At 57.6% G+C, this 24,339-nt stretch carries 30 protein-coding genes; 13 read left to right on the top strand and 17 right to left on the bottom strand.

The window, feature by feature from the left end:
• Positions 1–146 precede the first annotated feature (146 nt).
• Positions 147–1,361 carry a serine-type D-Ala-D-Ala carboxypeptidase gene (gene dacC / locus FEM41_RS14060; RefSeq protein ID WP_138096560.1) on the top strand — a complete coding sequence of 405 codons (1,215 nt, stop codon included), beginning with the start codon at positions 147–149 and terminating at the stop codon, positions 1,359–1,361.
• Positions 1,362–1,391: 30 nt separating this feature from the next.
• On the opposite strand, the gene deoR is transcribed toward dacC, so the two are convergent.
• Entirely contained in the window at positions 1,392–2,159 is a 768-nt protein-coding gene (gene deoR / locus FEM41_RS14065; protein WP_138096561.1) for a DNA-binding transcriptional repressor DeoR, read from the bottom strand.
• A 96-nt stretch (positions 2,160–2,255) separates the two neighbouring features.
• On the opposite strand from deoR, the gene FEM41_RS14070 reads away from it, so the two are divergent.
• Complete coding sequence (locus tag FEM41_RS14070; RefSeq protein ID WP_138096562.1) at positions 2,256–2,450, top strand: hypothetical protein; 195 nt, start codon at positions 2,256–2,258, stop codon at positions 2,448–2,450.
• A gap of 403 nt (positions 2,451–2,853) precedes the next feature.
• On the opposite strand, the gene ybjG is transcribed toward FEM41_RS14070, so the two are convergent.
• Both ybjG and FEM41_RS14080 read right to left on the bottom strand, forming a co-directional pair.
• Positions 2,854–3,462, bottom strand: coding sequence for an undecaprenyl-diphosphate phosphatase (ybjG, locus tag FEM41_RS14075; protein ID WP_138096563.1), 609 nt, complete (start codon positions 3,460–3,462; stop codon positions 2,854–2,856).
• 1 nt (position 3,463) lies between these two features.
• Positions 3,464–4,198, bottom strand: a complete 735-nt coding sequence (locus FEM41_RS14080) for a phosphatase PAP2 family protein (protein WP_138096564.1) — start codon at positions 4,196–4,198, stop codon at positions 3,464–3,466.
• A gap of 159 nt (positions 4,199–4,357) precedes the next feature.
• On the opposite strand from FEM41_RS14080, the gene FEM41_RS14085 reads away from it, so the two are divergent.
• A complete protein-coding gene (locus FEM41_RS14085) occupies positions 4,358–5,584 on the top strand; it encodes an MFS transporter (protein ID WP_138096565.1) in 1,227 nt (408 codons plus the stop codon).
• A 9-nt stretch (positions 5,585–5,593) separates the two neighbouring features.
• Here the strand turns inward: FEM41_RS14085 and FEM41_RS14090 are convergent, their stop codons facing one another.
• The 3 genes from FEM41_RS14090 to FEM41_RS14100 are packed head-to-tail and all read right to left on the bottom strand — an operon-like array spanning position 5,594 to position 7,982.
• Positions 5,594–6,412 (bottom strand): Cof-type HAD-IIB family hydrolase, encoded by an 819-nt coding sequence (locus FEM41_RS14090; protein ID WP_138096566.1) that lies wholly within the window; start codon positions 6,410–6,412, stop codon positions 5,594–5,596.
• 20 nt (positions 6,413–6,432) lie between these two features.
• The gene (locus tag FEM41_RS14095) at positions 6,433–6,768 is read right to left on the bottom strand and encodes a tRNA-binding protein (RefSeq protein ID WP_138096567.1); all 336 of its coding nucleotides are present in this window, start codon (positions 6,766–6,768) and stop codon (positions 6,433–6,435) included.
• 11 nt (positions 6,769–6,779) lie between these two features.
• Complete coding sequence (locus FEM41_RS14100) at positions 6,780–7,982, bottom strand: MFS transporter (protein WP_138096568.1); 1,203 nt, start codon at positions 7,980–7,982, stop codon at positions 6,780–6,782.
• A gap of 203 nt (positions 7,983–8,185) precedes the next feature.
• Between FEM41_RS14100 and FEM41_RS24545 the strand changes: the two genes are divergently transcribed.
• The gene (locus tag FEM41_RS24545) at positions 8,186–8,353 is read left to right on the top strand and encodes a hypothetical protein (RefSeq protein ID WP_168198737.1); all 168 of its coding nucleotides are present in this window, start codon (positions 8,186–8,188) and stop codon (positions 8,351–8,353) included.
• 16 nt (positions 8,354–8,369) lie between these two features.
• On the opposite strand, the gene FEM41_RS14105 is transcribed toward FEM41_RS24545, so the two are convergent.
• Positions 8,370–10,058: an aspartate:alanine antiporter gene (locus tag FEM41_RS14105; RefSeq protein ID WP_138096569.1), complete on the bottom strand. Its 1,689-nt coding sequence runs from the start codon at positions 10,056–10,058 to the stop codon at positions 8,370–8,372.
• Between the two features lie 291 nt (positions 10,059–10,349).
• On the opposite strand from FEM41_RS14105, the gene ybjM reads away from it, so the two are divergent.
• The 7 genes from ybjM (at position 10,350) to rlmC (ending at position 15,149) form a co-directional block, all read left to right on the top strand.
• On the top strand, positions 10,350–10,736 hold the full coding sequence (gene ybjM / locus FEM41_RS14110) for an inner membrane protein YbjM (protein WP_138096570.1): 387 nt from the start codon (positions 10,350–10,352) through the stop codon (positions 10,734–10,736).
• Positions 10,682–11,101 (top strand): DUF1418 family protein, encoded by a 420-nt coding sequence (locus FEM41_RS14115; protein ID WP_338324497.1) that lies wholly within the window; start codon positions 10,682–10,684, stop codon positions 11,099–11,101. Before ybjM ends, FEM41_RS14115 begins: the two co-directional genes overlap by 55 nt.
• The gene (gene nfsA, locus FEM41_RS14120) at positions 11,085–11,807 is read left to right on the top strand and encodes an oxygen-insensitive NADPH nitroreductase (protein ID WP_138096571.1); all 723 of its coding nucleotides are present in this window, start codon (positions 11,085–11,087) and stop codon (positions 11,805–11,807) included. Before FEM41_RS14115 ends, nfsA begins: the two co-directional genes overlap by 17 nt.
• A gap of 47 nt (positions 11,808–11,854) precedes the next feature.
• The gene (gene rimK / locus FEM41_RS14125; protein ID WP_138096572.1) at positions 11,855–12,757 is read left to right on the top strand and encodes a 30S ribosomal protein S6--L-glutamate ligase; all 903 of its coding nucleotides are present in this window, start codon (positions 11,855–11,857) and stop codon (positions 12,755–12,757) included.
• A 90-nt stretch (positions 12,758–12,847) separates the two neighbouring features.
• Positions 12,848–13,327 carry a type III secretion system chaperone family protein gene (locus FEM41_RS14130; RefSeq protein WP_138096573.1) on the top strand — a complete coding sequence of 160 codons (480 nt, stop codon included), beginning with the start codon at positions 12,848–12,850 and terminating at the stop codon, positions 13,325–13,327.
• A gap of 174 nt (positions 13,328–13,501) precedes the next feature.
• Positions 13,502–13,975: a YbjO family protein gene (locus FEM41_RS14135; RefSeq protein ID WP_138099205.1), complete on the top strand. Its 474-nt coding sequence runs from the start codon at positions 13,502–13,504 to the stop codon at positions 13,973–13,975.
• Between the two features lie 43 nt (positions 13,976–14,018).
• Complete coding sequence (rlmC, locus tag FEM41_RS14140; protein WP_138096574.1) at positions 14,019–15,149, top strand: 23S rRNA (uracil(747)-C(5))-methyltransferase RlmC; 1,131 nt, start codon at positions 14,019–14,021, stop codon at positions 15,147–15,149.
• Positions 15,150–15,194: 45 nt separating this feature from the next.
• On the opposite strand, the gene artJ is transcribed toward rlmC, so the two are convergent.
• The 8 genes from artJ to FEM41_RS14180 form a co-directional block, all read right to left on the bottom strand.
• Positions 15,195–15,929, bottom strand: a complete 735-nt coding sequence (gene artJ, locus FEM41_RS14145; protein WP_138096575.1) for an ABC transporter substrate-binding protein ArtJ — start codon at positions 15,927–15,929, stop codon at positions 15,195–15,197.
• A 141-nt stretch (positions 15,930–16,070) separates the two neighbouring features.
• Positions 16,071–16,499 carry a type II toxin-antitoxin system HicB family antitoxin gene (locus FEM41_RS14150; protein ID WP_138096576.1) on the bottom strand — a complete coding sequence of 143 codons (429 nt, stop codon included), beginning with the start codon at positions 16,497–16,499 and terminating at the stop codon, positions 16,071–16,073.
• A 32-nt stretch (positions 16,500–16,531) separates the two neighbouring features.
• A complete protein-coding gene (locus FEM41_RS14155; RefSeq protein WP_138096577.1) occupies positions 16,532–16,714 on the bottom strand; it encodes a type II toxin-antitoxin system HicA family toxin in 183 nt (60 codons plus the stop codon).
• Positions 16,715–16,879: 165 nt separating this feature from the next.
• Positions 16,880–17,548: an arginine ABC transporter permease ArtM gene (gene artM, locus FEM41_RS14160; RefSeq protein WP_138096578.1), complete on the bottom strand. Its 669-nt coding sequence runs from the start codon at positions 17,546–17,548 to the stop codon at positions 16,880–16,882.
• Complete coding sequence (artQ, locus tag FEM41_RS14165; RefSeq protein WP_138096579.1) at positions 17,548–18,264, bottom strand: arginine ABC transporter permease ArtQ; 717 nt, start codon at positions 18,262–18,264, stop codon at positions 17,548–17,550. The genes artM and artQ overlap by 1 nt, the downstream gene beginning before the upstream one ends.
• A gap of 8 nt (positions 18,265–18,272) precedes the next feature.
• Positions 18,273–19,004: an arginine ABC transporter substrate-binding protein ArtI gene (gene artI, locus FEM41_RS14170; protein WP_138096580.1), complete on the bottom strand. Its 732-nt coding sequence runs from the start codon at positions 19,002–19,004 to the stop codon at positions 18,273–18,275.
• 20 nt (positions 19,005–19,024) lie between these two features.
• On the bottom strand, positions 19,025–19,753 hold the full coding sequence (artP, locus tag FEM41_RS14175) for an arginine ABC transporter ATP-binding protein ArtP (protein ID WP_138096581.1): 729 nt from the start codon (positions 19,751–19,753) through the stop codon (positions 19,025–19,027).
• 217 nt (positions 19,754–19,970) lie between these two features.
• Positions 19,971–20,486: a lipoprotein gene (locus FEM41_RS14180; RefSeq protein ID WP_138096582.1), complete on the bottom strand. Its 516-nt coding sequence runs from the start codon at positions 20,484–20,486 to the stop codon at positions 19,971–19,973.
• A gap of 136 nt (positions 20,487–20,622) precedes the next feature.
• Here FEM41_RS14180 and FEM41_RS14185 point away from each other — a divergent pair, with 136 nt between their 5' ends.
• Both FEM41_RS14185 and FEM41_RS14190 read left to right on the top strand, forming a co-directional pair.
• Positions 20,623–20,946, top strand: coding sequence for a heavy metal-binding domain-containing protein (locus FEM41_RS14185; RefSeq protein WP_138096583.1), 324 nt, complete (start codon positions 20,623–20,625; stop codon positions 20,944–20,946).
• Complete coding sequence (locus FEM41_RS14190; protein WP_138096584.1) at positions 20,943–21,779, top strand: N-acetylmuramoyl-L-alanine amidase; 837 nt, start codon at positions 20,943–20,945, stop codon at positions 21,777–21,779. The genes FEM41_RS14185 and FEM41_RS14190 overlap by 4 nt, the downstream gene beginning before the upstream one ends.
• A 3-nt stretch (positions 21,780–21,782) precedes the next feature.
• Here the strand turns inward: FEM41_RS14190 and FEM41_RS14195 are convergent, their stop codons facing one another.
• Together FEM41_RS14195 and FEM41_RS14200 are read right to left on the bottom strand one after the other, a co-directional pair.
• The gene (locus FEM41_RS14195; protein WP_138096585.1) at positions 21,783–22,796 is read right to left on the bottom strand and encodes an NAD-dependent epimerase/dehydratase family protein; all 1,014 of its coding nucleotides are present in this window, start codon (positions 22,794–22,796) and stop codon (positions 21,783–21,785) included.
• Positions 22,797–22,877: 81 nt separating this feature from the next.
• The gene (locus FEM41_RS14200) at positions 22,878–24,335 is read right to left on the bottom strand and encodes a DUF2867 domain-containing protein (RefSeq protein ID WP_138096586.1); all 1,458 of its coding nucleotides are present in this window, start codon (positions 24,333–24,335) and stop codon (positions 22,878–22,880) included.
• Between the last annotated feature and the right edge of the window lie 4 nt (positions 24,336–24,339).

Raw genomic sequence — 24,339 nt, forward strand, 5'->3', positions numbered from 1 at the left:
TAAGGCATGACCGGGCGATATCGAATAAACTTAAAAAACTTTACCAACCCGCTGTTTCTTTAAGATGATTTGTGGGGTTTACTCTCGGTTTCTCCCGGGCCGCCCGGCCTGCGGGGAGTTTGATCGAATGGATTTCCGGGGCTTATATGACGAGTAGAACGTTTTCTGTGTTGCGCGGATTAGCAGCAGGCGCCACGCTGCTGCTGGTTGTCTCCCCTGTTGTGCAGGCTGAACAGGCGCCGGGCGCGCCGCAAGTGGATGCCAAAGCCTGGATCCTGATGGATTACGACAGCGGCAAAGTACTGGCAGAGGGGAATGCGGATGAAAAGCTGGACCCAGCCAGTCTGACCAAGATAATGACCAGCTATGTGGTCGGCCAGGCCCTGAAGGCCGGTAAAATACGTCTTGATGATAAAGTGACCATCGGTAAGGACGCATGGGCGACCGGCAATCCGGCGCTGCGCGGCTCTTCGGTGATGTTCCTGAAGCCCGGGCTTCAGGTGTCGGTGGAAGATCTTAATAAAGGGATCATTATCCAGTCAGGCAATGACGCCTGTATCGCCCTGGCGGACTATGTGGCGGGCAGTCAGGATGCTTTTATCGGCCTGATGAATAGCTATGCCCAGCGCATGAAGCTGACCAATACCACCTTTAAAACCGTCCACGGTCTGGATGCGCCGGGGCAGTTCAGTACTGCCCGGGATATGGCGCTGCTGACTCAGGCGCTGATTCGCGACGTGCCGGATGAATACGCCATTAACAAAGAGAAAGAGTTCACCTTTAACAATATCCGCCAGCCGAACCGTAACCGGCTGCTGTGGAGCACCAGCCTGAACGTGGATGGCGTAAAGACCGGCACCACTGCCGGGGCGGGCTTTAATCTGGTCTCCTCCGCCACTCAGGGCGATATGCGCCTGATTTCCGTGGTGCTGGGCGCCAAAACTGACGGTATCCGCTTTCGGGAATCCCAGAAGCTGCTGACCTGGGGCTTCCGCTTCTTTGAAACGGTCACCCCCATTAAGCCGGATACCCCCTTTGTGACGCAGCGGGTCTGGTTTGGCGATACCAAAGAGGCGAAGCTGGGGGCGGGCGACAGCGGCTCTATTACCATTCCCAAGGGGCAACTGAAAAACCTGAAGGCCAGCTACACCCTGAATGATAAACAGCTGACCGCGCCTCTGAAGAAAGGTCAGGTGGTGGGCACCATCGATTTCCAGCTTAATGGAAAATCCATTGAACAGCGCCCGCTGGTGGTGATGGAGCCGGTGGAAGAGGGCGGATTCTTCCGACGCATCCTCGACTTCGTGCTGATGAAGGTGAATCAGTGGACCGGCGGCTGGTTTGAGCGCTTCTTCTCCTGACGGCCTTAACGAATAAGGGCCGTAGTGCCCTTATTCGTGACTGAGCATAACGCCCAGGCTGCGGGCCTGTTCTACCAGCGCCTCTGGCGGTGGCGAGTTGCTTACCAGCATATCGAATGCCGATAGCGGCCCCATGCAGGCCGGACGGACCTTGCCGAATTTACTCTCATCCACCACCAGTACCCGCCGTTGGGCCATCTCCAGCGCCCACTGCTTCACCGGCAGCTCTTCAAGATTAAAACAGGTCACCCCGGTCTGGGGATGAATACCCGCCGCCGATAAGAAGGCGATATCGGGGCACAGGTTGCCGAGAATCTCGCGAAAGTTCAGCGGCCGGAAAATGGCATTGCCGGGCTGAAATTCACCGCCGCACAGAATTACCCGACACCCGGGCTTTTCGCTCAGGGCCAAAAAAGTATTCAGCGAATAGCAGATGCCGGTAAAGGGCAGGTCATGGGGCAGCGCTTCGATGATAAACGGAGTCGTGGTGCCGCAGTCAAAAAACAGCGTCTGGTGCGCCTGAACCAGCGTCGTCGCCAGCCGGGCCGCCTGACGTTTCTGGCGGACGTGGCGCCCCTTCTGATCGCTTAGCAGATAGTGGCTGGCTGCCGTGCTGCCAGGCGCCAGTACCACATAGCCGCCGAGTAGCACCACGGGCTGGTGTTCGTCGTGAAGGTCGCGACGCACCGTCATTTCCGACACCCCCAGCAGCGCGGCGGCCTCTTTCAGGCGCAGTTTATCGCTGCGTTTTAGCGCCTGAACCAGGCGATCAATACGCGCTTCCCGGCGTGTTTCCATAGTTTCTCCGCGGCATAAAAAGAAAACCCCTCCCGCAGAGGGAGGGGAGATTCCTGACTATCTTAACGGCGCGGGGGCGGCGAGTCACGCACTCGGGTGGGTCGTTCCCCGTACGGCGATAAATGCCATCTGGCGGTGTCCGCCAGCTATCAGAAAATCGGCAATTTCGGCACTGACCATCAGGTTATCGCTGGTGACGCTGGAGACCGAATCGCTGTCGTTACCGCGGCTAAGCAGGAGTACAGGCAGGCCCGTCTGCTGGAGATCAGCACCAGAACTTCAACCCGATGACGTAGAATTCCTTCCATCAACGGAACTGTCTCGTCGTCCTGCAACATTGAGAACAACAGGATCCGGTAGCCAATCTTATCGAGCTCTTTTGACAGTTCATCCAGAACGGCAGAGAAGATGCCGATTCTCGGCATCTCGCTGTTTAAGGTGCCCGGCGCGTTTTTTATTATCGCGCTCTTCTACCTGACGGGGTTAGTCTGACCAAAAAGCAGAAGGGGAGACCCCCTTCTGCGACTGATGACAAACCTGGGCCGAACGCGTTCGGCCAGAATTACCAGAAAAATAAACAAGGAAAATCAATTCATTGATTTTCGGCTGATAACCACAAAGAGGGAAAAACCACGTTTTTTCCCTCTTTGTCATCAACCTGAGAAGGGGAGACCCCCTTCTGCGGGCAGGCCGACTAGTTACGCACCCATCCTTTACGAATCGGCATGGCGAAACAGTAGCGATAGAGCTGAGAGATGCGCTGGTACAGCACGGAGCCCCACTGGTTCCAGATAAGCTGGGCGATCAGGCAGCCGCACAGGCTGGTGAACAGGGCACCCACCATATCCATCGGCCAGTGAACCCCCAGGTAGACCCGGGACCAGGCGATGGCGACGGCCGCCGCCATCAGCAGAGCGCCGGACCACAGGCGGTGCCAGAACAGGAAGGCCAGCGCGAAGGTAAAGCTGGTGGTACCGTGATCGCTCGGGAAGGAGTTGTCCGGCGCGTGATAGAGGAAATTATGGCCCAGACCGATTGCGAACGGGCGGGCATGGGGGAACAGATGCCCCATACACCAGGAGATGGCCAGGCTGGCCACCAGCGCGATAGCGGTTTTGAGAACCATCTGGCGCTGGGCAGAGACTTCGTGCTTACGCCCCCACAGCCAGAGGATCACGACCAGCGCGGGCATCACGAGGATCAGATCGCGCGCAATATACTGGGCGCTGTCCAGCATCCATCCGGCGCTGTTGGGGGTGGCGTTAATCAGTAAAAACCAGCTTCGGTTGAGCTCTTCTAACATCTTAAACAGATTCCTTTTTTCGTAATCGGGTCACGGCCCACCAGACCGTGACCTGGGTCAACCAGACCCACCATCCAGCCCACAAATTGTGGGAAAAAAAGTGCGCGCCGCGCATGACCTGGCCGTAGCCCATGGTCAATCCCAGCGCAATGCCTCCCAGAAAGCAGCCCCAGGCCAGTCGGGGGCGCTCGCGGTAAAACAGAAAAAACAGCCCCATTACCATAAAGCCGCTTGAAGCGTGCCCGCCGGGAAAACAGTGCCCGGAACCGCTGTTAAGCGGCGCCGGGTCAAACAGCGGGTAGCCCACGGCCTGACCGCCATAATCCACCAGATCCCAGGGACAGCTGTGATAGCTGGTGGCTTTCAGGATCCCCACGCTTAATGCGCCCAGACCCATTAGCAGCGCGACCATTGTCGCCCGCGGCCGACGGCGAAAAATGCCCCACAGCAGCAGGACCACGGCGGCGACGATAATGACATCCTTTAACAACTGATGGTTGAAAAGCGCCAGCCAGCGATTGTCTCGCCAGGGAAAGCGGCGGCTCGCCGCATCGTACCAGTAACCGGTCAGCAGGCGATCCAGTGCTTCGCTGCGCGACAGCCAGAAAAAAATAGCGCCGCAGAACGTGAGCCCCAGAGCCTGGTAAAGGTAGAAGCTACGCGGCAGGGCGTAAAGCAGGTTTTTCTTATTTATCAGGGTATCGGCGGTGTCGCACTGAGTTCGGGTGAACAACATAAGCCTGTCCACAGCAATCGGGAGTGGCGTCAGAATAGTGGGGCTGGATGAAGAAAACCTTAAACGAAAAGGGATATCTGTACCGGTAAAGATTTTGCTTTGCCGAAAACCGGAATTTCATTACACTCTGCGCGTCTTTTTCTTCTCTGGTTGTTTTTTATGCAAACCCTGGCTGCAAAACCCCTTGGACGCGGCGCGCTGCTGTTTCCGCTCTGCCTGGTGCTCTACGAATTTTCTACCTATATCGCTAACGACATGATCCAGCCGGGAATGCTGGCGGTGGTTGAGCAATATCAGGCGGGAAGCGAGTGGGTGCCGACCTCGATGACCGCCTATCTGGCGGGCGGTATGCTGCTGCAGTGGCTGCTGGGGCCGCTTTCCGATCGGGTCGGCCGTCGTCCGGTTATGCTGGCTGGCGTGCTGTGGTTTATCCTGACCTGCCTGGGAACGCTGCTGGCGCAGAATATTGAACAGTTTACTTTCCTGCGTTTCCTGCAGGGGGTGAGCCTGTGCTTTATCGGCGCAGTGGGCTATGCGGCGGTGCAGGAATCCTTTGAAGAGTCGGTCTGTATTAAAATAACCGCCCTGATGGCTAATGTGGCGTTGATTGCTCCGCTGTTGGGGCCGCTGGTGGGGGCCGCCTGGATTCATGTCGCGCCATGGCAGATGATGTTTGTTCTGTTCGCGTTGCTGGCTGCGGTGGCGTTGGCCGGGCTGTGGCGCGCGATGCCGGAAACCGCCACCCGTATTGGCGAACCGCTTTCCCTTCCGCGCCTGGGGCGCGACTACCGCGAAGTGCTGCGTAATGGCCGTTTTGTCGCCGGGGCGCTGGCTACCGGCTTCGCGGCGCTGCCGCTGCTAACGTGGATAGCCCAGTCGCCGGTGATGCTGATACAGGGCGAGAATATGAGCAGCTATCAGTACGGACTGTTACAGGTTCCGGTATTCGGCGGTTTGATCATCGGCAACCTGACCCTGGCGCGCCTGACGGCTCACCATAGCGTGCGGCGTCTTATCCTGGCGGGCGTCATACCGATTGTGGGCGGGCTGGCGCTGGCTGCGGTGGCGACTCAGGTGGCGGCGCACGCCTGGCTGTGGATGATAGCCGGGCTTAGCCTGTACGCTTTCGGCATCGGTTTATCCAATGCCGGTCTGGTGCGCCTGACGCTGTTCGCCAGTGAGATGAGCAAGGGCACCGTAGCGGCGGCTATGGGGATGATGCAGATGCTGATCTTCACCTTCGGCATTGAAGTAAGTAAACACGCCTGGCTGAGCGGCGGTAATGGGCTGTTTAACCTGGTGAACCTGACGAGCGGCCTGCTGTGGCTGGGGTTGGTGATGTTGTTCCTGCGCGACCGCAGCGCCGGTGCGGCGCTGCAGCCCTGAGCGGCAACCTCAGTCGAACGGCGGCGTGCGGTTAAGGGCTCGTTCGATAATCTCCAGAACCCCTTCCTGGTTATTGTCTGGCGCCCGGTGGGGCGTCAGTGCCTGTACCACGGCGGGGGCATTGGCCATCGCGAAACCGAAATCTGCCTGCTGCAGCATTTCGGTATCGTTGCCGCCATCGCCAAAGGCCAGCACCTTACCGCTGTCGATGTTCCAGTGACGGCGTAGCAGATCCAGTCCGTTTGCCTTGTGTAGTCCGGGAATAATCAGATCGATGGATCCATGGCCGCTGGTGACCGGGGTGATGATATCACCCAGGGTATCGCGCAGCCGCGCCATGGTGTGCGCCAGGGAGGCATCCGGCAGGTTAAGGGCGAATTTAAAGAAGGTATCGCGACTTTCGATACCGGCGAAATCATCGACCTGCTCCAGTCGTGGATAGTAGTGCGCCGCGGCCTGTTTTACTTCGTCGCGATAGTGGGACAGCGTCCAGGCGCAGCGCTTGCCGCAGACGACGATCTCCACATCCGGTAGCTGGATCAGCTCGGCAATGGCGCGGCGCAACTGTTCATAGCTGAAGGCGCCGTTAAACAGATCCCGATCGCCGCACAGCACCCAGGCGCCGTTTTCGGCCACAAAACCAATCTCGTGGGCAATCTCAGGAAAAAAGCTGCGTAGCTGCCAGTATTGATTGCCGCTGGCGACCGCGAAGCGAATTCCCTGGTGTTTCATACGCTGATATAGCGCCATAAACCGCGGGCGGTTATAGCATTTGGCATCATCAAGAAAGGTGCCGTCCATATCAACGGCGATCAGTTTGATTGTCACGGGACCTCCGCGATTCAGAATCAGGCCAGCCGGGTACCGTTGGGCACTGGCAGGGTGAATTCGGCCAGTACCACCGAACCGTCGGCATCGTGGGCGCCGGTGACCAGCACTTCGGATTTTACGCCAGCGATACGGCGCGGGGCAAAGTTGCAGACGCACAGAACCTGACGGCCGGGCAGCGATTCTAACGGATAGTGTTGGGTTATCTGGGCGCTCGAACGCTTGACGCCCAGATCGCCAAGGTCGATATCCATGACCCAGGCGGGCTTATGCGCTTTCACGTTGGGTTCGGCATGAATAATTGTACCCACCCGCAGTTCTACCCGTTCAAAGTCCTGCCACTCAATGGTGTCCATGCTGTCTCCTGTTATGGCTGTTGTGTTGAAGCTTTGGGTTTCGCCACTGCCCGGGCAAGCGTTGCCGCAATCACCACCAGCGCCAGCACCAGCAGCATGGCGCTACGCAGACCGTAGTGCTGCCCCAAAAAGCCAAGTAGCGGCGGCCCGACCAGAAAGGCGATGTAGCCGGTGGTTGCTACCACGCTGACGCGGGTTGCGGCATCCGGGCCAGTGTCGCTGGCGGCTGAGATAGCGAGCGGAAAACCCAGCGAGGCGCCCAGTCCCCAGAATAGCACCGACAGTCCGGCGATGAAGGGGCTGTCGACAAAGATAACGAGCCCGATGCCCAGCGCGCCCAGTATGGCGCTGGCGCGCACCACCGACACCCGGTCGAAGCGATCGATAAACCAGCCGCCGCAGCAGCGTCCCAGTGCCATCCCCAGGGTGAATCCGGCGTAGATCAGGGAGCCGGAGGTGGGGCTAAAACCGTGTTCATCCACCATCAACAGCGGCAGCCAGTCGTTGGCAGAGCCCTCTGCGAAGGCCATAGCCAGGACGATAACGCCTATCAGCATCAGGGTGCTGTCTTTCCAGAACGGGCGGTGAGGGGCGGTAGTGGACTGCTCAGCGCCTTCGGCAGGCTGCTGGCCGGTGCCGTCGGGAATAGCGCCGATGGCGATAATAATCGGGATAATGGCGATAAGCCCCGCCAGCAGCAGGTGGTGGTCGGCGCGCAGGCTCAGGCCGGTCAGGGCCATACCGGCAACGGCGCCTGCCAGGGTTCCCAGACTGTAGAAACCGTGCATCATTGGCAGTACCGTCTTATTCATCAGACGTTCCACCACGGCGCCTTCTACGTTAACTGCCACTTCGGCGCTGCCCAGTCCGCCGCCCAGCAGGGCCAATCCGGCGGCGAACAGCCAGGGCGAGGCCAGCCACAGCGCCAGACTCATCAGCAGCATCCCGCCCACCACCAGCGCCATACCGACCCGGATAACCTGACGGGCGCCGAAGCGCTTAACCAGCCAGCCGGAACACAGAATGCCGCTCATAGAGCCGACGGAGATACCGAACAGCACCATCCCCATTTCCGAGATGGTAACGCCGAGCGTATCGCGAATATCCGGGGTTCGGGTGGCCCAGGAGGCCATAAGCAGACCGGGAAGAAAGAACAACGCAAACAGAGCCCAACAGCGCTGACGCAGGGCCTTGCGGGAGGAGACAGCCGTCATGAGTATCCAGAGTAAGAAAATAAGAGAGACACTAGCAACTCTCTATCCTTTTGTACATCAACGGCTTTTGATTCGGTGAAGCATGGTCGACGGGAAGATAAAGATGGCACAAAATGTCAAATGAATCCTGCTAATTAATAGCGGGACGTCACTTTAGGGCTTAAAAGCGCGGGGGAGCGGAGCGAAAAGTCGCCAGGATAAGGATGAAAATGTGGGCTATCTGTCGTGAAGATAATAAAAAACCCATCAATCTTGAACCGAAATCGGCGGGATTGATGGGCTCCTCAAATTGGGGACATCAAAGAAAAGCAGTGGCACTTAATATGACTGGCGCCGCCCCAAAAAGTTCACGGGTTTTGCAAAAAACTTAACTTTTTCTTTATCGGACTAGAAACTGAGCCCCGGCCAGATGATCACAATCAGGGTACCGGCCAGCGTCAGCAGGACGTTGGCAATGGCATAGGTACCGGCGTAGCCCAGCGCCGGAATGTTGCTGCGCGACACGTCGCTAATAATCTCCATCGCCGGTGCGCTGGTTCTGGCCCCCATAATGGCGCCAAACAGCAGCGCCCGGTTCATACGCAATACCCAGGCGCCGAACAGAAAGCAGATTGCTACTGGCAGCAGGCTGACCAGCAGACCGGCCACCAGCATCTGCCAGCCCACATCGCCCAGGCTGTGGTTGATGCCGCTACCGGCACTCAGCCCCACCCCGGCCATAAAGACCATCAGACCAAACTCTTTCACCATATTCAGCGCCCCCTGAGGGATGTAGCCGAAGGTCGGGTGATTGGCGCGCAGGAAGCCGAGCATTATACCGGCAAACAGCAGCCCGGCGGCGTTACCGATACCGAAGCTGAAGGTGCTGAACTGGAAACTGATCATCCCGATCATCAGGCCGATAATAAAGAAAGAGCAGAAGGCCAGCAGATCGGTAACCTGGCTGTGAATCGAGACGAAGCCGATACGGTCGGCCACGGTTTTTACCCGGCGGGCATCGCCGCTGACCTGGAGGACGTCACCTTTATTCAGCAGGATATTGTCGTCGATAGGCATCTCGATCTGGCTACGGATCACGCGGTTCAGGAAGCAGCCCTGATCGGTCAGCTTAAGCTGGCCCAGGCGACGCCCCACGGCATTATGGTTTTTAACCACAATCTCCTCAGTGACGATGCGCATATCCAGCAGATCGCGATCGAATACCTCTTTCCCGTTGCGGAAGCTGGGGTCGAGGCGGGCGTGGGCATCGGGATAGCCCACCAGGGCGATTTCATCGCCGGGCTGCAGTACGGCATCACCGTCCGGCGTGGCCAGAATACCGTTGCGGCGAATTCGTTCGATATAGCAACCGGTCTGGCGATAGATACCCAGCTCGCGCAAATTCTTGCCATCAGCCCAGGCCACCAGTTCCGGCCCCACCCGGTAAGCGCGAATCACCGGCAGAAAAACCTTGCGGGTGGTATCGGTATCCAGCCCGCGTTCGCGGGCTATCTGCTGGGCGCTGGTTTGCAGATCCTGGTGCTGCAGGCGCGGCATATAGCGGGCGGCCAGAATCAGGCTGACCAGACCAATCAGGTAGGTCAGGGCGTAGCCCAGGCTCAGTTGGTCAAGGGCGGTAGCCAGTTCGCCGTCGCTGATCCCCGCATGGCGCAGGGTATCCCCGGCGCCCACCAGGACAGGGGTGGAGGTCATGGAGCCCGCCAGCATACCGGAGGTCAGGCCAATGCCCCAACCGAACGCCTTACCCAGCAGGATAGCGATAATCAGCGCGCTGCCCACCATCACCAGCGCCAGCATCAGGTAGTTTTTACCGTCGCGAAAGAAAATAGAAAAAAAGTTGGGACCGGCTTCCACGCCAACGCAAAAAATGAACAGCATAAAGCCCAAATTCAGCGCGTCTGTGTTGATCGAAAAGTGCTGTTGACCCAGTAATAAAGAGACGACTAAAACACCAATGGAATTACCCAGTTGAATTGAACCCAGCCGTAATTTACCGAGACACAGGCCTAAAGCCAGTACCACAAATAATAACAGGACGTAATTCCCGTTTAACAAATCTGCGACGTTTATATTCACGTAGGCTAACTTCTTGTTTACCAGTAAGCTATTGAATGGAGTGGTTTTTTAAGTTAATGTCCCCCTTCGGAGACATTGGGCTGATAGCGGAACGATCGCATCAAATAATAACTGCCCGCGCCGTAAAGAGCCGTTGCTAGTTTAATCTTAATAAGAATCAACGGCCAGCACGAACAGTGAGAAATTGTACAGATCTTTTCGGACCGAGGGAGCGTCACAGGGTGTTGTCGGCGCGCAGGCTTATTTCTGGCCCGCGCGTGAGGTTTGGCGAACAGATTCAAGAGGATTCGGATGATGCGCCAGGATCGGTGGGCGGGGATGGTTTGCGCCTTTGTACTCTTTATTGCTGTTTTCGTGTACCAGAAAATCGGTCTGGCTGCGGCGACCTGCGTTCGCGATGAGCCGGAGCCGGAGCTACTGTTGTTCATCCTGCCGGGCTTTATCGCTGGTTTTATCTCGCTGCGCGGCGATCTGATCAGACCGCTGGCTGGCGTGGTGCTGGCCTTGCCGTTCTGCTTCCTTATTATGCATCTGTGGCTGATACCCCAGCGCTCCCCCGTACAGGAGGCCGCCTGGCTGTTTAGTGGCGCTTTCTGGTGCGCGATTGGCGTGCTGAGTGCGTTATGCGTGCGTTCTCTGCGCCATCGTCAGCGCCGCTATCGACGCTGGCGTCACTGATTACGCTATATTCCGGTAAACCGTCATCCTGCCGCCAGGCTATACTGGCGGGCCGTTGCCGTGGAGAAGCACCGATGAGAACGCTGAACGACCTGCCCAAACCCATCATCCTGCTGGAACTGCTTGGCATGATCCTGCTGGGTCTGGCCTGGCTGTCGATTAATGGTCATGTGGCGCTACCGGCGCCGCTAAACGGCACCGTTGCCGCCGTGGTGATGGTCTGTGGTGGTATCGCGTTAATGCTTCCCGCGGCCTTTATGTTGTTATGGGGAGTGGCCCACAATGTGGCGCCGTTGCTGCTCAAGCAGCGACCTCAGCAACCGACCCCCTCAAGCAAGGAAAAACGAGATGACGCCGACCATTGATTTGATCCGCTCCCACCGTTCCATTCGCCACTTTACCGACCAGAGCGTCAGCGATGAGCAGCGTGAAGCCATTATCGCCAGTGCGCAGGCGGCTTCCAGTTCCAGTTTTTTGCAATGTTCTTCGATCATTCGTATCACCGATCCGGCAGTGCGCGAGCAACTGGTAACCCTGAGCGGCGGTCAGAAGCACGTCGCCCAGGCGCCGGAATTTTGGGTATTCTGCGCCGACTTTAACCGCCACCTGCAGATCTGCCCTGAAGCGCAGCTGGGCCTGGCCGAACAGCTTCTGCTGGGCGTAGTGGATACCGCGATGATGGGGCAAAATGCCATGCTGGCTGCGGAGTCCCTGGGGATGGGCGGCGTTTACATCGGCGGAATTCGCAACAGCATTGAGGCAGTGACCGAACTGTTGGCACTGCCTGAGCATGTCCTGCCGCTGTTTGGCCTGTGCCTGGGCTGGCCGGCGGATAATCCGGATATTAAACCGCGCTTGCCGGCGTCCCTGGTGGTGCACGAGAATCGCTATCAGCCGATGGATCAGCAGACGCTGGCGCACTACGATGAAACGCTGGCGCAGTACTATCTGTCACGGGGCAGCAATAACCGGCGCGATACCTGGAGCGATCACATCCGTCGTACCATTATTAAAGAGAGTCGTCCGTTTATCCTGGCTTATCTGCATAAGCAGGGCTGGGCGCTCCGTTAACCAGCCCGCTTTGGGCTGATGCTTTTTGACCATTAGTGAGGTGAAGGGTGAATATCGCCATTTTATCCAGGGATGGTGCGCTCTGGTCCTGTCGGCGTCTGCGGGAGGCGGCCCAGCGTCGCGGGCACCGGGTTGAGGTTATCGATCCGCTCTCCTGCTATATGAGCATTAATCCACGAGCCTCTTCGGTGCATTATAAAGGACGGCGCCTGCCGCATTATGATGCGGTGATTCCGCGTATCGGTTCGGCCATTACCTTCTACGGCACCGCCGTGCTGCGCCAGTTTGAAATGCTGGGCAGCTATCCCCTGAATGAGTCGGTAGCGATTACCCGGGCCAGGGACAAGCTACGTTCATTGCAGCTACTGGCGCGCCGGGGAATCGATCTGCCGGTGACCGGTTTTGCCCATTCGCCGGATGATACCCACGATTTGATCGAGATGGTCGGCGGTGCGCCGCTGGTGGTCAAGCTGGTGGAGGGCACTCAGGGCATTGGCGTGGTACTGGCAGAAACCCGTCAGGCAGCGGAAAGCGTGATCGATGCTTTCCGCGGTCTGAACGCCCATATCCTGGTGCAGGAGTACATCAAAGAAGCCAGGGGCAGGGATATCCGCTGTCTGGTGGTGGGCGACCAGGTGGTGGCTGCCATTGAACGCCAGGCGAAGGAGGGCGATTTTCGTTCCAACCTGCATCGAGGAGGCGTGGCGCGGCGGGTGGAGATCACCCCGCAGGAGCGTGATGTCGCGCTGGGGGCGGCCACAACGCTGGGCCTGGATGTGGCCGGTGTGGATATTCTGCGCGCCGACCGTGGGCCGCTGGTGATGGAGGTAAATGCCTCTCCGGGGCTGGAGGGAATCGAGAAGGTGAGCGGGGTGGATATCGCTTCATTGATGATCGGCTGGATCGAACGCCATGCCCGCCCTGGCTTTTCCCTGAAAACCGGCGGCTAGCGCGATTTTCGGCCCATACTCATGGTATCAGCGCTGCTTTTTGCGTAAGCTATGCGCGTTTACAGGTCATCAAAAGAGGTATCACCGTTTATGGATTCACTCGTTGTCCCTTCACTGGACACACTGCGCCGCTGGCTGGATGAGTTGGGGGTAAATTTCTTCGAGTGTGATACCTGCCAGGCGCTGCATTTGCCGCATATGCAAAACTTTAACGGTATCTTCGATGCCAAGATCGATCTGGTGGATGATGTGATACTGTTTTCCGCGCTGGCCGAAGTCAAACCCTCTGCGTTGCTGGCGCTGGCTTCCGATCTCTCTGCGATTAACGCGGGCTCTTTGACGGTGAAAGCCTTTCTTGACGTGCAGGACGACAATCTGCCGAAGCTGGTGGTCTGTCAGACGCTGTCTACCGGAGCGGGAGTGAACCGTGCGCAGTTCGCCTGGTTTATGCAGCAGAGCGAACAGCAGATCTCCATGGTGATTCTGGAGGCGGGCGCCCATCATCTGCTCTACAGCGGTGAAGAGGAAGAACAACTGCTAAACCTGCCACAGACTCCTCTGCTGCACTGACTCTCCCTGCGTGGCCATCCTGGCCGCGCAGCGCTTTTCCGACTATTACCTGAGATTTAGCTAATTGAATGGCATGTCCTGATATGGCTGAATGCCTGTAAATCTGCCATGATAAATTCTGGCGCCGCTTCTGGTCGCAGCGCGTTGATGCTACAGGGAAATGTGAAGTTGGATATGTCGGGCAAGCATCGTTCATCTCATGCCACACTCAATGCTCCCACGCTGGTTCTGGTGGCGGGCACGGCCATTATTGCTGTCCGCTGCCTGGATCTGCTGATGTTGTTCGGCGTACTGGGGCCGCGGGGAATACTGGATTTTCTGTATCGCAGTGCCCAGACATGGAATCTGACTGCGGTATTTCTTGGCAGCCTGCTGCTACTGTTTATTGAGCTACGCTGCGCCTTTGCCATTATGCGCGGGCGAAACTGGGGACGTTGGGGTTATCTGTTCACCCGGCTGGTAGCGCTCGGCTACCTGTGGGCCGCTTCCCTGGGATGGGGGTATCCGGAACTGTTTAGCATTGTCGGCGGGTCGCCGGGTGAGATCCTTAATGCGCTGCTGATTCAGAAACTGCCCGATCTGCTGGTGCTGTTCCTGATCTTTGTTCCTGCGAAAAGTCGGCGCTATTTTCGGCTGGGTCAGCGGTAGAACGGTGGTACAATCAGCCGCCGTTTTTTCTCAGGGTTTTGTTATGCAATGCGCACTCTATGACGCCGGTCGTTGTCGCTCCTGTACGTGGGTAGAACAGCCGATAGCCGGGCAGCTTTCCACGAAAATGACCGATCTTCGCCAGCTCCTGACGGGGATGGCGGTGGATGAGTGGCGCGAACCGGTCAGTGGGCCGGAGGCGGGGTTTCGCAACAAAGCCAAGATGGTGGTTAGCGGCAGCGTAGAGCGCCCGATATTCGGTACCGCGCCACGGGACGGCCAGGCCCAGGATCTGACTGATTGCCCCCTCTATCCCGCCAGCTTCCCGCCTGTGTTCAATGCGCTTAAGCCTTTTATCGCCCGGGCCGGATTAACGCCCTATAACGTGGCGCGCCGTCGCGGCGAGCTGAAGTATATTCTGCTGACCGAAAGCCAGCAGGATGGGGCAATGATGCTGCGTTTCGTGCTGCGCTCTGAAGCCAAACTGGCGCAGCTGCGGGCGGCGCTCCCAGCGCTTCAGGCGCAGCTGCCTCAGCTGCGGGTGATTTCCGTGAATATCCAGCCGGTGCATATGGCGATTATGGAGGGGGAGCAGGAGATCTTTCTGACCGACCAGCAGGCGCTGGCGGAGAATTTTAACGGTGTTCCGCTGTGGATTCGCCCCCAGAGCTTCTTCCAGACCAACCCCAGTGTCGCCTCCCAACTTTATGCCTGTGCCAGGGAGTGGGTGCGCGAGCTACCCGTGAACCATATGTGGGATCTGTTCTGCGGCGTGGGTGGTTTTGGTTTGCACTGCGCCACGCCACAGATGACCCTGACCGGGATCGAAATCGCGCCAGAGGCGATTGCCTGCGCTCGCCAGTCCGCCCGGGCGCTGGGCCTGACCCGTCACTATTTTCAGGCGCTGGACTCTACGAATTTCGCTACGGCTCAGGCCTCCATACCGGAGCTGGTGCTGGTTAACCCGCCGCGCCGCGGCATTGGCGAAGCCTTATGCGACTATCTTGGCAGAATGGCGCCGGACTGGATTATCTACTCCAGCTGCAATGCCGCTACTATGGCGAAGGATATACGCTGCCTGAGTGGTTACCGTATCCGTCGGGTTCAACTGTTCGATATGTTTCCTCATACCGCTCACTATGAAGTGCTGACGTTACTGGAAAAAGAGAACTGAGAAAGGGAAGGGCGGCGGAGCCATGTCCGCCGCTGAAAGGGGGCTTTAGCCTGCGGGGAACCACTTATCGCTAATCTTCTGATAAGTGCCGTTGGCCTTAATGGCTGCCAGGGCGTCATTCAGTTTGTTCAACAGCGCTGTATTGCCGGGGCGTACTGCAATACCAAGGCCGGTGCCGAAGTATTGGGGATCGGTCACTTTCCCGGTCGCCGGACCCAGTTGCGGGTTCTTCTTCAGCCACTCATTTACGACCGCGGTATCGCCAAATACCCCATCCAGGCGGCCATTTTTCAGGTCGATAATGGCATTCTGGTAGCTGTCATAGGCTACGGTTTTCACTTCCGGGTGCTTGTCCTGCAGATACTTCTGGTGGGTGGTGCCGTTTTCCATTCCGATACGCTTGCCTTTCAGTTGTTCAAAGCTCTGGTACTGATCCTTTTTGGCAATCACCAGTGCGGAGTTAGCGTAGTAGGGGTTAGTAAAGGTCACCTGCTTGCTCCGCTCCGGCGTAATGTCCATACCGGAAATAACGGCGTCATATTTGCGGAATTTCAGCGACGGGATCAGGCTGTCGAAGGCCTGGTTGGTAAAGGTGCATTCGCTCTTCATCTGCTGGCATAAAGCCTTCGCCAGATCGATATCGAAACCAACAATCTGGTTACTGGAATTCAGGGATTCAAATGGCGGATAGGTGGCGGAAGAGGCGAAGCGGATTGGATCTGCGCTCCATGCGCTGAATGCGGTTGCGGCAAGGGCTGCGGCCAGAAGTAACTTTTTCATATCAAGCTCCCGTCTTATTAATCTTGTTCTCCAGGCCTGACTTTCGGCCTGTGGATTACCCTGCCATAAAGTGAATGGATATTCAATAAAAATGAATTAATATTAAATAATAAAAAAGGCGAATTGGCAGCCGTTTTCGCGCTAACTGGCGGTGACTGAGACTGCGATGCTTCTGTTTAACTGGTGTAGTGCCAGCTCTACGGTCTCTACTTTTGATGAGTGTTCCACATCCAGGAGCCTGTCTATTTGAGTTCCCGTTTTTCCCAGCTTGCGGGCCAGATCGGCTTTTCGGGTACCGGTCTCGATCATCGCGTTGTGCAGTGCGGCTTTCATTGCCGCCAGCACGGGCAGTGAGACAATATATTCACCTGCCTGGGGGGCACTACCCTGGGGGACGGGCCTGCGCTCCTCGATTTCAATGGCGACTGCCGTCACCAGGCCATAAACGGACTCCAGTAAGGCTTCTTCAATAGAGTCACCCACGGAGTTCATTAAAGGCAGATCCCGACATGAGGCTATCCAACTATTTGTCTCTGCGTCATGAGTGAGTTTTACCGGGTAGTTATACATAGTGCTTCCTTTAATCTCTCATCTTTCAGGACTCAAAGTCCTAAATCCTTCATGATTTTCTTGCGTAGTGGTTCCGGCATCTCTTTGGAACCATGGTCGGGGAAAACCGATCTTCTGCCGTTCAAATTGATCTTCTGGTGGCTTCCTCCCCCTGGCGCTTTAGCGAACTCTGCACCCTGTTGCAGTAGCCAACGTTTAAATTCGCTGTATTTCATCGCGCCATCCATGGGCTATATGTGGGTTGATTTTTATGCAGTGTAACGCCCCGGATGATAAAAACAACATTTATGTTTTATTTATCATCATTTTTGTGGCTTTTTGCGATAAAAAAACCGGCCACAGAAGCGTGGCCGGTCTGGACTCTCAGGACAGAAGGGAGGTTAACTACGCCGCTCAAACGCCAGCGCGCGGCGTTCTATCAGGCGCATCAGCAGTGTCAGAATGCCGTTGACCACCAGGTAAATCAGCCCCGCGGCGCCGAATACCATCACGTCATAGCTGCGCCCATAGAGCAGTTGACCGTGGCCCATCACTTCCATCAGCGTGATGGTATAGGCCAGTGATGTGCTCTTAAACACCAGCACCACCTCGTTGGAATAGGAGGAGAGGGCGCGTTTGAAAGCGTAGGGTAGCAGAATCGCCAGGGTATCCTTACGGCTCATGCCTAATGCCCCACAGGACTGCCACTGTCCTTCCGGAATAGCGCGAATCGCGCCGTGAAACAGTTGGGTGGTGTAAGCAGCGCTGTTGAGCGATAGCGCAATTAGCGCGCACAGCCAGGGCTCGGAAAGCAGATGCCACAGCCACGGGATTTCCTGCAGCCCGGGAAACTGACCTGGCCCGTAGTAGATCAGGAAGATCTGCACCAGCAGCGGCGTTCCGGTAAACAGCGTAATAAACACCCGCACCAGTTGCGACAGCAGCGGGGTTTTCAGCGTCAGGATCACGGTAAACAGCAGCGACAGTACCAGCGCCACGGCGATAGAGGCGACGGTCAGCGTCAGGCTGGTATGCAGCCCCTTCAGGAGTTCCGGTAAGTACTCAAGCATCAGCCGGGCCTCCGTTCAAAACGCGTCGCCCGCTGGTCGATAGCCTTGAGGATGTACTGACTCACCAGGGTAATCACCAGATAAATGGCGGCTGCCACGATGTACCAGGTAAAGGGCTCCTGAGTTCGGGTGGCGATGCTTTTGGTTTGCAGCATCAGATCGTTGACGCTAATCAGCGACACCAGGGCCGTATCCTTTAGCAGCACCAGCCACTGATTGCCCAGTCCGGGCAGGGCGTGGCGCCACATCTGAGGCATCACCAGGCGGAAGAAGATAGCGCCTTTGCTCATGCCCAACGCCATGCCGGATTCCCGCTGGCCTTCCGGCACCGCTTTCAGGGCGCCGCGCAGCGTCTGGGAAGCGTAAGCGGCGTAGAGCAGCGACAGGGCGATAACCCCACACAGGAACGGACTGACGTCGAAGTTTTCAATCTCCATCTGCACCGGGATCTGGATAAAGCCCAGATTGAGCGTGAAACCGTCCGACAGCATCAGCAACAGCTGGGAGGAGCCGAAGTAGATAAACAGCACCACCAGGATCTCCGGCAGGCCACGCAGAATGGTGACCAGGCCAGAACCTATCCAGGCGATGGGACGCCACTTAACCGATTCCCAGACGGCGAATACCATCGCCAGTGCCAGGCCGATAATCAGGGCGCAAACGGCAAGGCCGACGGTCATCCCGGCGGCGCTTGCAAGTGGAAGGAAGTCGTTCATTAAGCCGATTACTTCTGGAACCATTTATTGTAGATGGCCTCGTAGGTGCCATTCTGCTTCACCTTCTCCAGCGCGCTGTTAAACTGCTGCTGTAGTTCGGTATTACCTTTACGCACCGCGATGCCAAGCCCGGTACCGAAGTAGGCTTTATCGGTGACTTTATCGCCCACCGCGGCCAGCTTCGGATTGGCCTTCAGCCATTCGGTGACGACCGCAGTGTCGCCAAATACGGCGTCAATACGTCCGTTCTGCAGATCCAGTCTGGCATTCTGGTAGCTGTCGTAGGGAACAGTGGTGATTTCCGGATGTTTATCGTTGATAAACTTCTGGTGGGTGGTGCCGTTCTGAACCCCAACCTTCTTGCCTTTAAGCTGATCAATGCTGGTGTATTTACCCTGTACGCCGATAAACAGCGCCGAGTTATCGTAGTAAGGGTTGCTGAACAGCACCTGCTTCTGGCGCTCTGGCGTAATGTCCATACCGGCCATTACCGCTTCTACCCGCTTGAATTTCAGGCTGGGGATCAGGCTGTCGAACGACTGGTTGCTGAAGGTGCAGGTGGCGTCCATCTCTTTACACAGTGCATTGGCGAGATCGACATCAAAACCGACGATTTTATTGCTGGCGTCCATGGACTCAAACGGAGGATAAGAGGCCTCCGTGGCGAAGCGGATAGTCTGCGCCGCCGTGGCGGAGACGCTGAGGCTGGCGAATAGCGCGGCAAGAAGGACTTTTTTCATTTTAGTATTCCTAATCATCTTCAGTGTGAAAGATAGGATCTGAAAGCATCGGTCTGCGGGTTGCTGAAGCAGCCCGCATCGCCCTGCTCGACAATATGACCATTTTCCATATAGACCACGCGGCTGGCGGTTTTGCGCGCCACTTCCACTTCGTGCGTCACGATCACCTGAGTGATGTTGGTCTGCGCCAGTTCGCGAATGATGCTGACAATCTGGGCGGTAATTTCCGGGTCCAGCGCCGCGGTCGGTTCGTCGAACAACAGCACTTCGGGTTCCATCATTAGCGCTCTGGCGATGGCCACGCGCTGCTGCTGCCCTCCGGAAAGGTGCAGCGGGTAGCGATCGGCATAGGGAGTCAGTCTCAGACGCTCCAGCAGTTTACCGGCGCGTTCGCGGGCCTGGTCTTTACTCAGCCCCTGCACCCGGCAGGGCGCTTCGATCAGGTTCTGCATCACCGTCAGATGCGGCCACAGGTTGTACTGCTGGAAAACCATACCGACGTGCTGACGCAGCGCGCGAATGGTTTTGTCGCCCGGGGCGCGGCTGAAGTCGAACTGGTTACCGGCGATGGCAAGCGTGCCGGAACGCGGCATCTCCAGCAGGTTAAGCACGCGCAGCAGAGAACTCTTTCCCGCGCCGCTCGGGCCGAGCAGCACTAACGTCTCCCCTTGCGGGCAGTCGAGCGTAATATCGAACAGCGCCTGGTGGGCGCCGTAAAAGCAGTTAATGCCGTTTAGTTGAATACTCATGCGCAGCAGTCGAATAGCAATTGAGGCCGCAAATAGTAACGTTGGCAGAATAGTTATGCAATATTTGTGCGTTAAAATCGCAAAAACGGGCCGGATATGGCTTAAACATAGCACAAAATATCGGAGCGGGCTGAAGGTAAGAATAAATACGGGCAAACAGGTTAATTGCCTGATTTTTCTTGTGGTTTTTACCTTTCAGCCCGTAGGAAATGGCGAATTAACGGTGCTCCAGCACCTGGCTCAGGGTGCCGGTAGGGGCGTTGCTGTTTTCGCTGGTGTAACGAATATCGTCCACTGCCCAGCACTGGCCTTCGCGCACCATCAGGATTTCATCCTGCCACTGCCGGTCGCCTTTGGTCAGATTGACGCGCAGCGGCATATTGCGGGCATCGGTATTCAGAATGCGGGAGGCGCTGGCGACATCGGCGCTGTCGATACCCTTAGCATTGCTGGAGAACAGGTCACCGCTGGCAGACTGGGTGCTGCGGCTCTTCGCCTGAAGCTGCTGCCACAGGGAATCGCTCAGATAAGGGCGCAGGCCCGTCAGATCGGTCGCACTCTGGCCCGGATGCGCGATACGGTAGTCGTAAAACTGCTGTGCGACGCTGTCAGGGCCACCATTGATGCAGGGACCGTTGCGGGTACCGATATCCTTGTAGGCCGGTGTGACAGTAGTACAGGCGCTAAGCAGTAGCGCGCACGGCGCAATGAGAGTCAGAACTGAGCTACGCATTATGATTTCCTTATATTTCTCAGGAGAGCTACATTACAGTTGGTAATAATGGGCTTTAGCATAGCGTATTACGGGCTAAAATGCGCCAGCAGGCAAGGGCTAAGGCATTGATCGCCAAACACAGAGGAGTCACCATATGCAGTTTTCCACCACTCCCACCCTGGAAGGGCAGGCTATTGTTGAGTATTGCGGCGTGGTTACCGGGGAAGCCATCCTGGGCGCTAACGTGTTCCGCGACTTTTTCGCCGGGATTCGCGATATCGTCGGCGGCCGTTCCGGTGCCTATGAAAAAGAGCTACGCAAGGCGCGCGAAATAGCGTTTAAAGAGCTGGAAGAGCAGGCGCAGTCGCTGGGGGCCGATGCGGTGGTTGGTATCGATATCGACTATGAAACCGTGGGTAAAGACAGCAGCATGCTAATGGTCAGCGTCAGCGGCACGGCGGTGAAGACCCGGCGATGAGGCGTATTTTTTGGCTGGCGCTGGTTCTGCTGCTGGCAGGCTGCGCCAGCGATGAAGGGATTGTCGATCGCAGCGAATATCAGGTGGATACCCGCTATCCGGCGCTGAACGCCTGGCCGCGGGTGCGGGTACTGGTCATTCACTACACCGCCGGAGATTTTGAGCGCTCCCTGACCACGCTACGTGGCAGGGACGTCAGCGCCCACTATCTGATTGCGCGCCAGCCCGAGAAACATCACGGTAAGCCGCTGGTCTATCAACTGGTGCCGGAAGAGAAGCTCGCCTGGCATGCCGGGCAGAGCTACTGGCGCGGTGCCACCCGCATTAATGATACCTCCGTCGGCATCGAGCTGGAAAACCACGGCTGGCATCGTACCGCTACCGGCCGCCATTTCGAGCCGTTCGACCAGGCGCAGATCGCTACGCTGATTCCGCTGGCCCGGGATATTATTCAACGTCACGGCATCACGCCGGAAAATGTGGTGGCCCATTCCGATGTGGCACCCCAGCGTAAGGACGATCCGGGGCCGCTGTTCCCGTGGCGTGAACTGGCGCAGGCGGGCATTGGTGCCTGGCCGGACGCCGATCGGGTCACTTTCTATCTGGGGGGCCGCCATCCGACCCAGCCGGTGAATCAGACGGCGTTGCTTAATCTGCTCGCGCGTTACGGTTACGAAGTGGGGAACGATATGACCCAGGCTCAGAAGCGGCGGGTGATTATGGCGTTTCAGATGCACTTCCGCCCCGAACGCTACGACGGCCACGCCGATGCCGAAACCCAGGCCATTGCCGAAGCGTTGCTGGAGAAATACGGGATGGGATATTCCCACTAAACGTCAGGGACGATGCAGCTTACCGTGGTCCCGCAGCCAGGCCGCGGTACGCTCTATACCTTCATCCAGCGTGATGATGGGCTTATAGCCCAGCTCATCCCTGGCGCGTTGGGTATCCAGCGTGAAGTCGAAATTCAGTTTGGCGACGCCGTAGTGGGTCAGGGAAGGTTCGGCCTCTTTATGACCAAAGCGCTCCATGCTACGCGCCACCATATCCAGCATCAGCCAGGGAACGGAGCGAATTTTGCAGCGCAGCCCCAGCTCATCAATCAGTTTCTGTACCGTCATATGCAGCGGGCGCGGCTCCAGATTGGTGATGTTCCAGGCGCGGCCCGAAGGCAGGCGATCGTTTTCGGGCTGGCTGACCAGCCACATGGCATGCACCGCATTTTCCTGATAGGTCATATCCACCAGCGCTTCGCCACCGCGCGGCAGGAGTACGCAGCCGTAGTGGCGCACCATCTGAATCAGACGCGGGAAGAAGACCGTATCATGGGGGCCGAACAGGCTTTGGGGGCGCAGGATAGCGAAGCGGGTCTGGGGATTGGCTCTGGCCAGTCGCTGAATCACCTCTTCGCCTTCCGCCTTGCTGCGCGCCAGATCGTTGGCGTAGCGGCGTGGGCGATACTCTTCCATAATATCGCGATGGTGGTGGTAGTCGAAGTAGAGCGACGGCGAGGAGATATGGACGAAAGTACGAACGCCCCATGCCACCGCCCATTCACCCAGACGGCGGGTGGCACGCACGTTAGCCAGATCGAACTCCTGAGGCGATCCCCAGGGGGAGATGAAATCGGAGCAGTGCCATAGCACGTCAATGCCGGCCAGCATCGCTTTGGCCTGAGAGGAAACCAGCTCGGTCATATCCGCATGGATAAATTCCGCGCCCATCTTCTGCAGCAGTTTGCCCATGGCGGCATTATGGCCAGTGGCCGTCACGCTGACGCCGCGCTGGCGTAAATATTCGACCGCGTTACGCCCCAGTCCGCTGGTGGCGCCCGTGACCAGTACTTTCATGTCAATTCACTGTCGCGTTGGCTGTTATCGCGGGCATTCTTTCGTGATTCCTCTCGGGTTGCAATGGCAAAGCGCCAATATTCAGCGTTCTCTCGGACGATCGCTCAGGCTCTGTTCAGCCAGATGGGTAATACGTCGCGCCATGCCGCGAAAAATAAACAGATGCGCCGGAATCATCGCCAGCCAGTAGAGCAGGCCCGGCGTACCGTGGGGATGCCAGAAAGCACGGACATCCAGGGTGCGATATTCCCCGATATCGCGCAGAGTGAAGCTCAGCCGCCCCAGCCCCGGCGCCTTCATACCGAACAGCAGCGTCAGCTCCTTTTCTGGCTCGACGACAATCACCCGCCAGCTATCCACCTTATCGCCCGGGCGTAACCAGTGGCGCTCCGGGCGGCCTTTATCCAGGCGGTGACCCACCAGTAGATCCAGGGCGCCTCGGGTCTGCCACAGAATATTGGCGAAGAAATAGCGCTGCTGGCCGCCAATGCCGTTGACCACATCCCATAAGGCGCTCAGGGGAGCGGGGGTTTTGACGGTATGGCCTGCCTGCTTGGGATAGTAGCCATATTCCGGGCGCCAGCGGGCGAAAGCTTGAGGGGCGTGGCCCCAGCCAGGGGAGTCGACCAGCTTTTTCTCCTCCTCCAGGGTCTGACGTACCGCCTCATCGAAGCCGATAAGCGGTTGGGGAATCAGTGCCCGCAGCGCGCGATCGTCCGCCAGCAGATCGTGGCGCAGCCCCTGGATCAGCGCCCGGGCGATAGACGGCGGTACTGAAGTGATCATACTCAGGAACCAGACCGAGACCCAGCGGGTGGGAAAGGGGATCGGAATCAGCGGTCGGTGGCAGCCGCTGATGGCCATAAATCGCTCGAACTGTTGCTGATAGCTCATGACCTCGGGGCCTGCGGCCTCGAACAGGCGGTGTTCCTTTGCCGGGTGCTCCAGAAAGCCCTGCAGATAGACCAGTAAATTTTCCAGCGCGATGGGCGTGGTGCGGGATCGTACCCAGCGCGGCGGCGTCAGTACCGGCAGGTTGTAGATCATATCGCGCATCACTTCAAAGGCGGCGGAACCAGCGCCGATAATAATCCCGGCGCGCAGTTCGGTGACCGGCACTTCCGATTCGCGCAGAATATCGGCGGTTACCTGCCGGGCCCGCAGGTGGGAGGAGCTGAGATCGCCATCGGGGGCCTGTAGCGAACTAAGATAGATGACCTGGCGCACCGACTGGCCGCGTAGCGCATCGCGCAGATTCAGGGCCGCCCGGCGCTCGCGGGCGATAAAATCCGAACCGTCGCCCATGCTGTGCACCAGATAGTAGATCGTTTCTACGCCATCCAGCAGCCCGTGCAGCGTTTCCGGACGCAGTAAATCTACCGCCCGGCATTCAACACCAGACCAGGGCTGTTTTTCCAGCCAGTCCAGACGGCGCGCGGCAGCGATAACCGGGTAACCGATCTGCGCCAGTCTGGGGACCAGGCGCTGGCCGATATAGCCGCTGGCGCCGAGTATCAGGATCTTACCTGGGCTATTCATCTCC

The organism is Jejubacter calystegiae (genome assembly GCF_005671395.1).
GTDB classification, from domain to species: Bacteria; Pseudomonadota; Gammaproteobacteria; order Enterobacterales; family Enterobacteriaceae; genus Jejubacter; species Jejubacter calystegiae.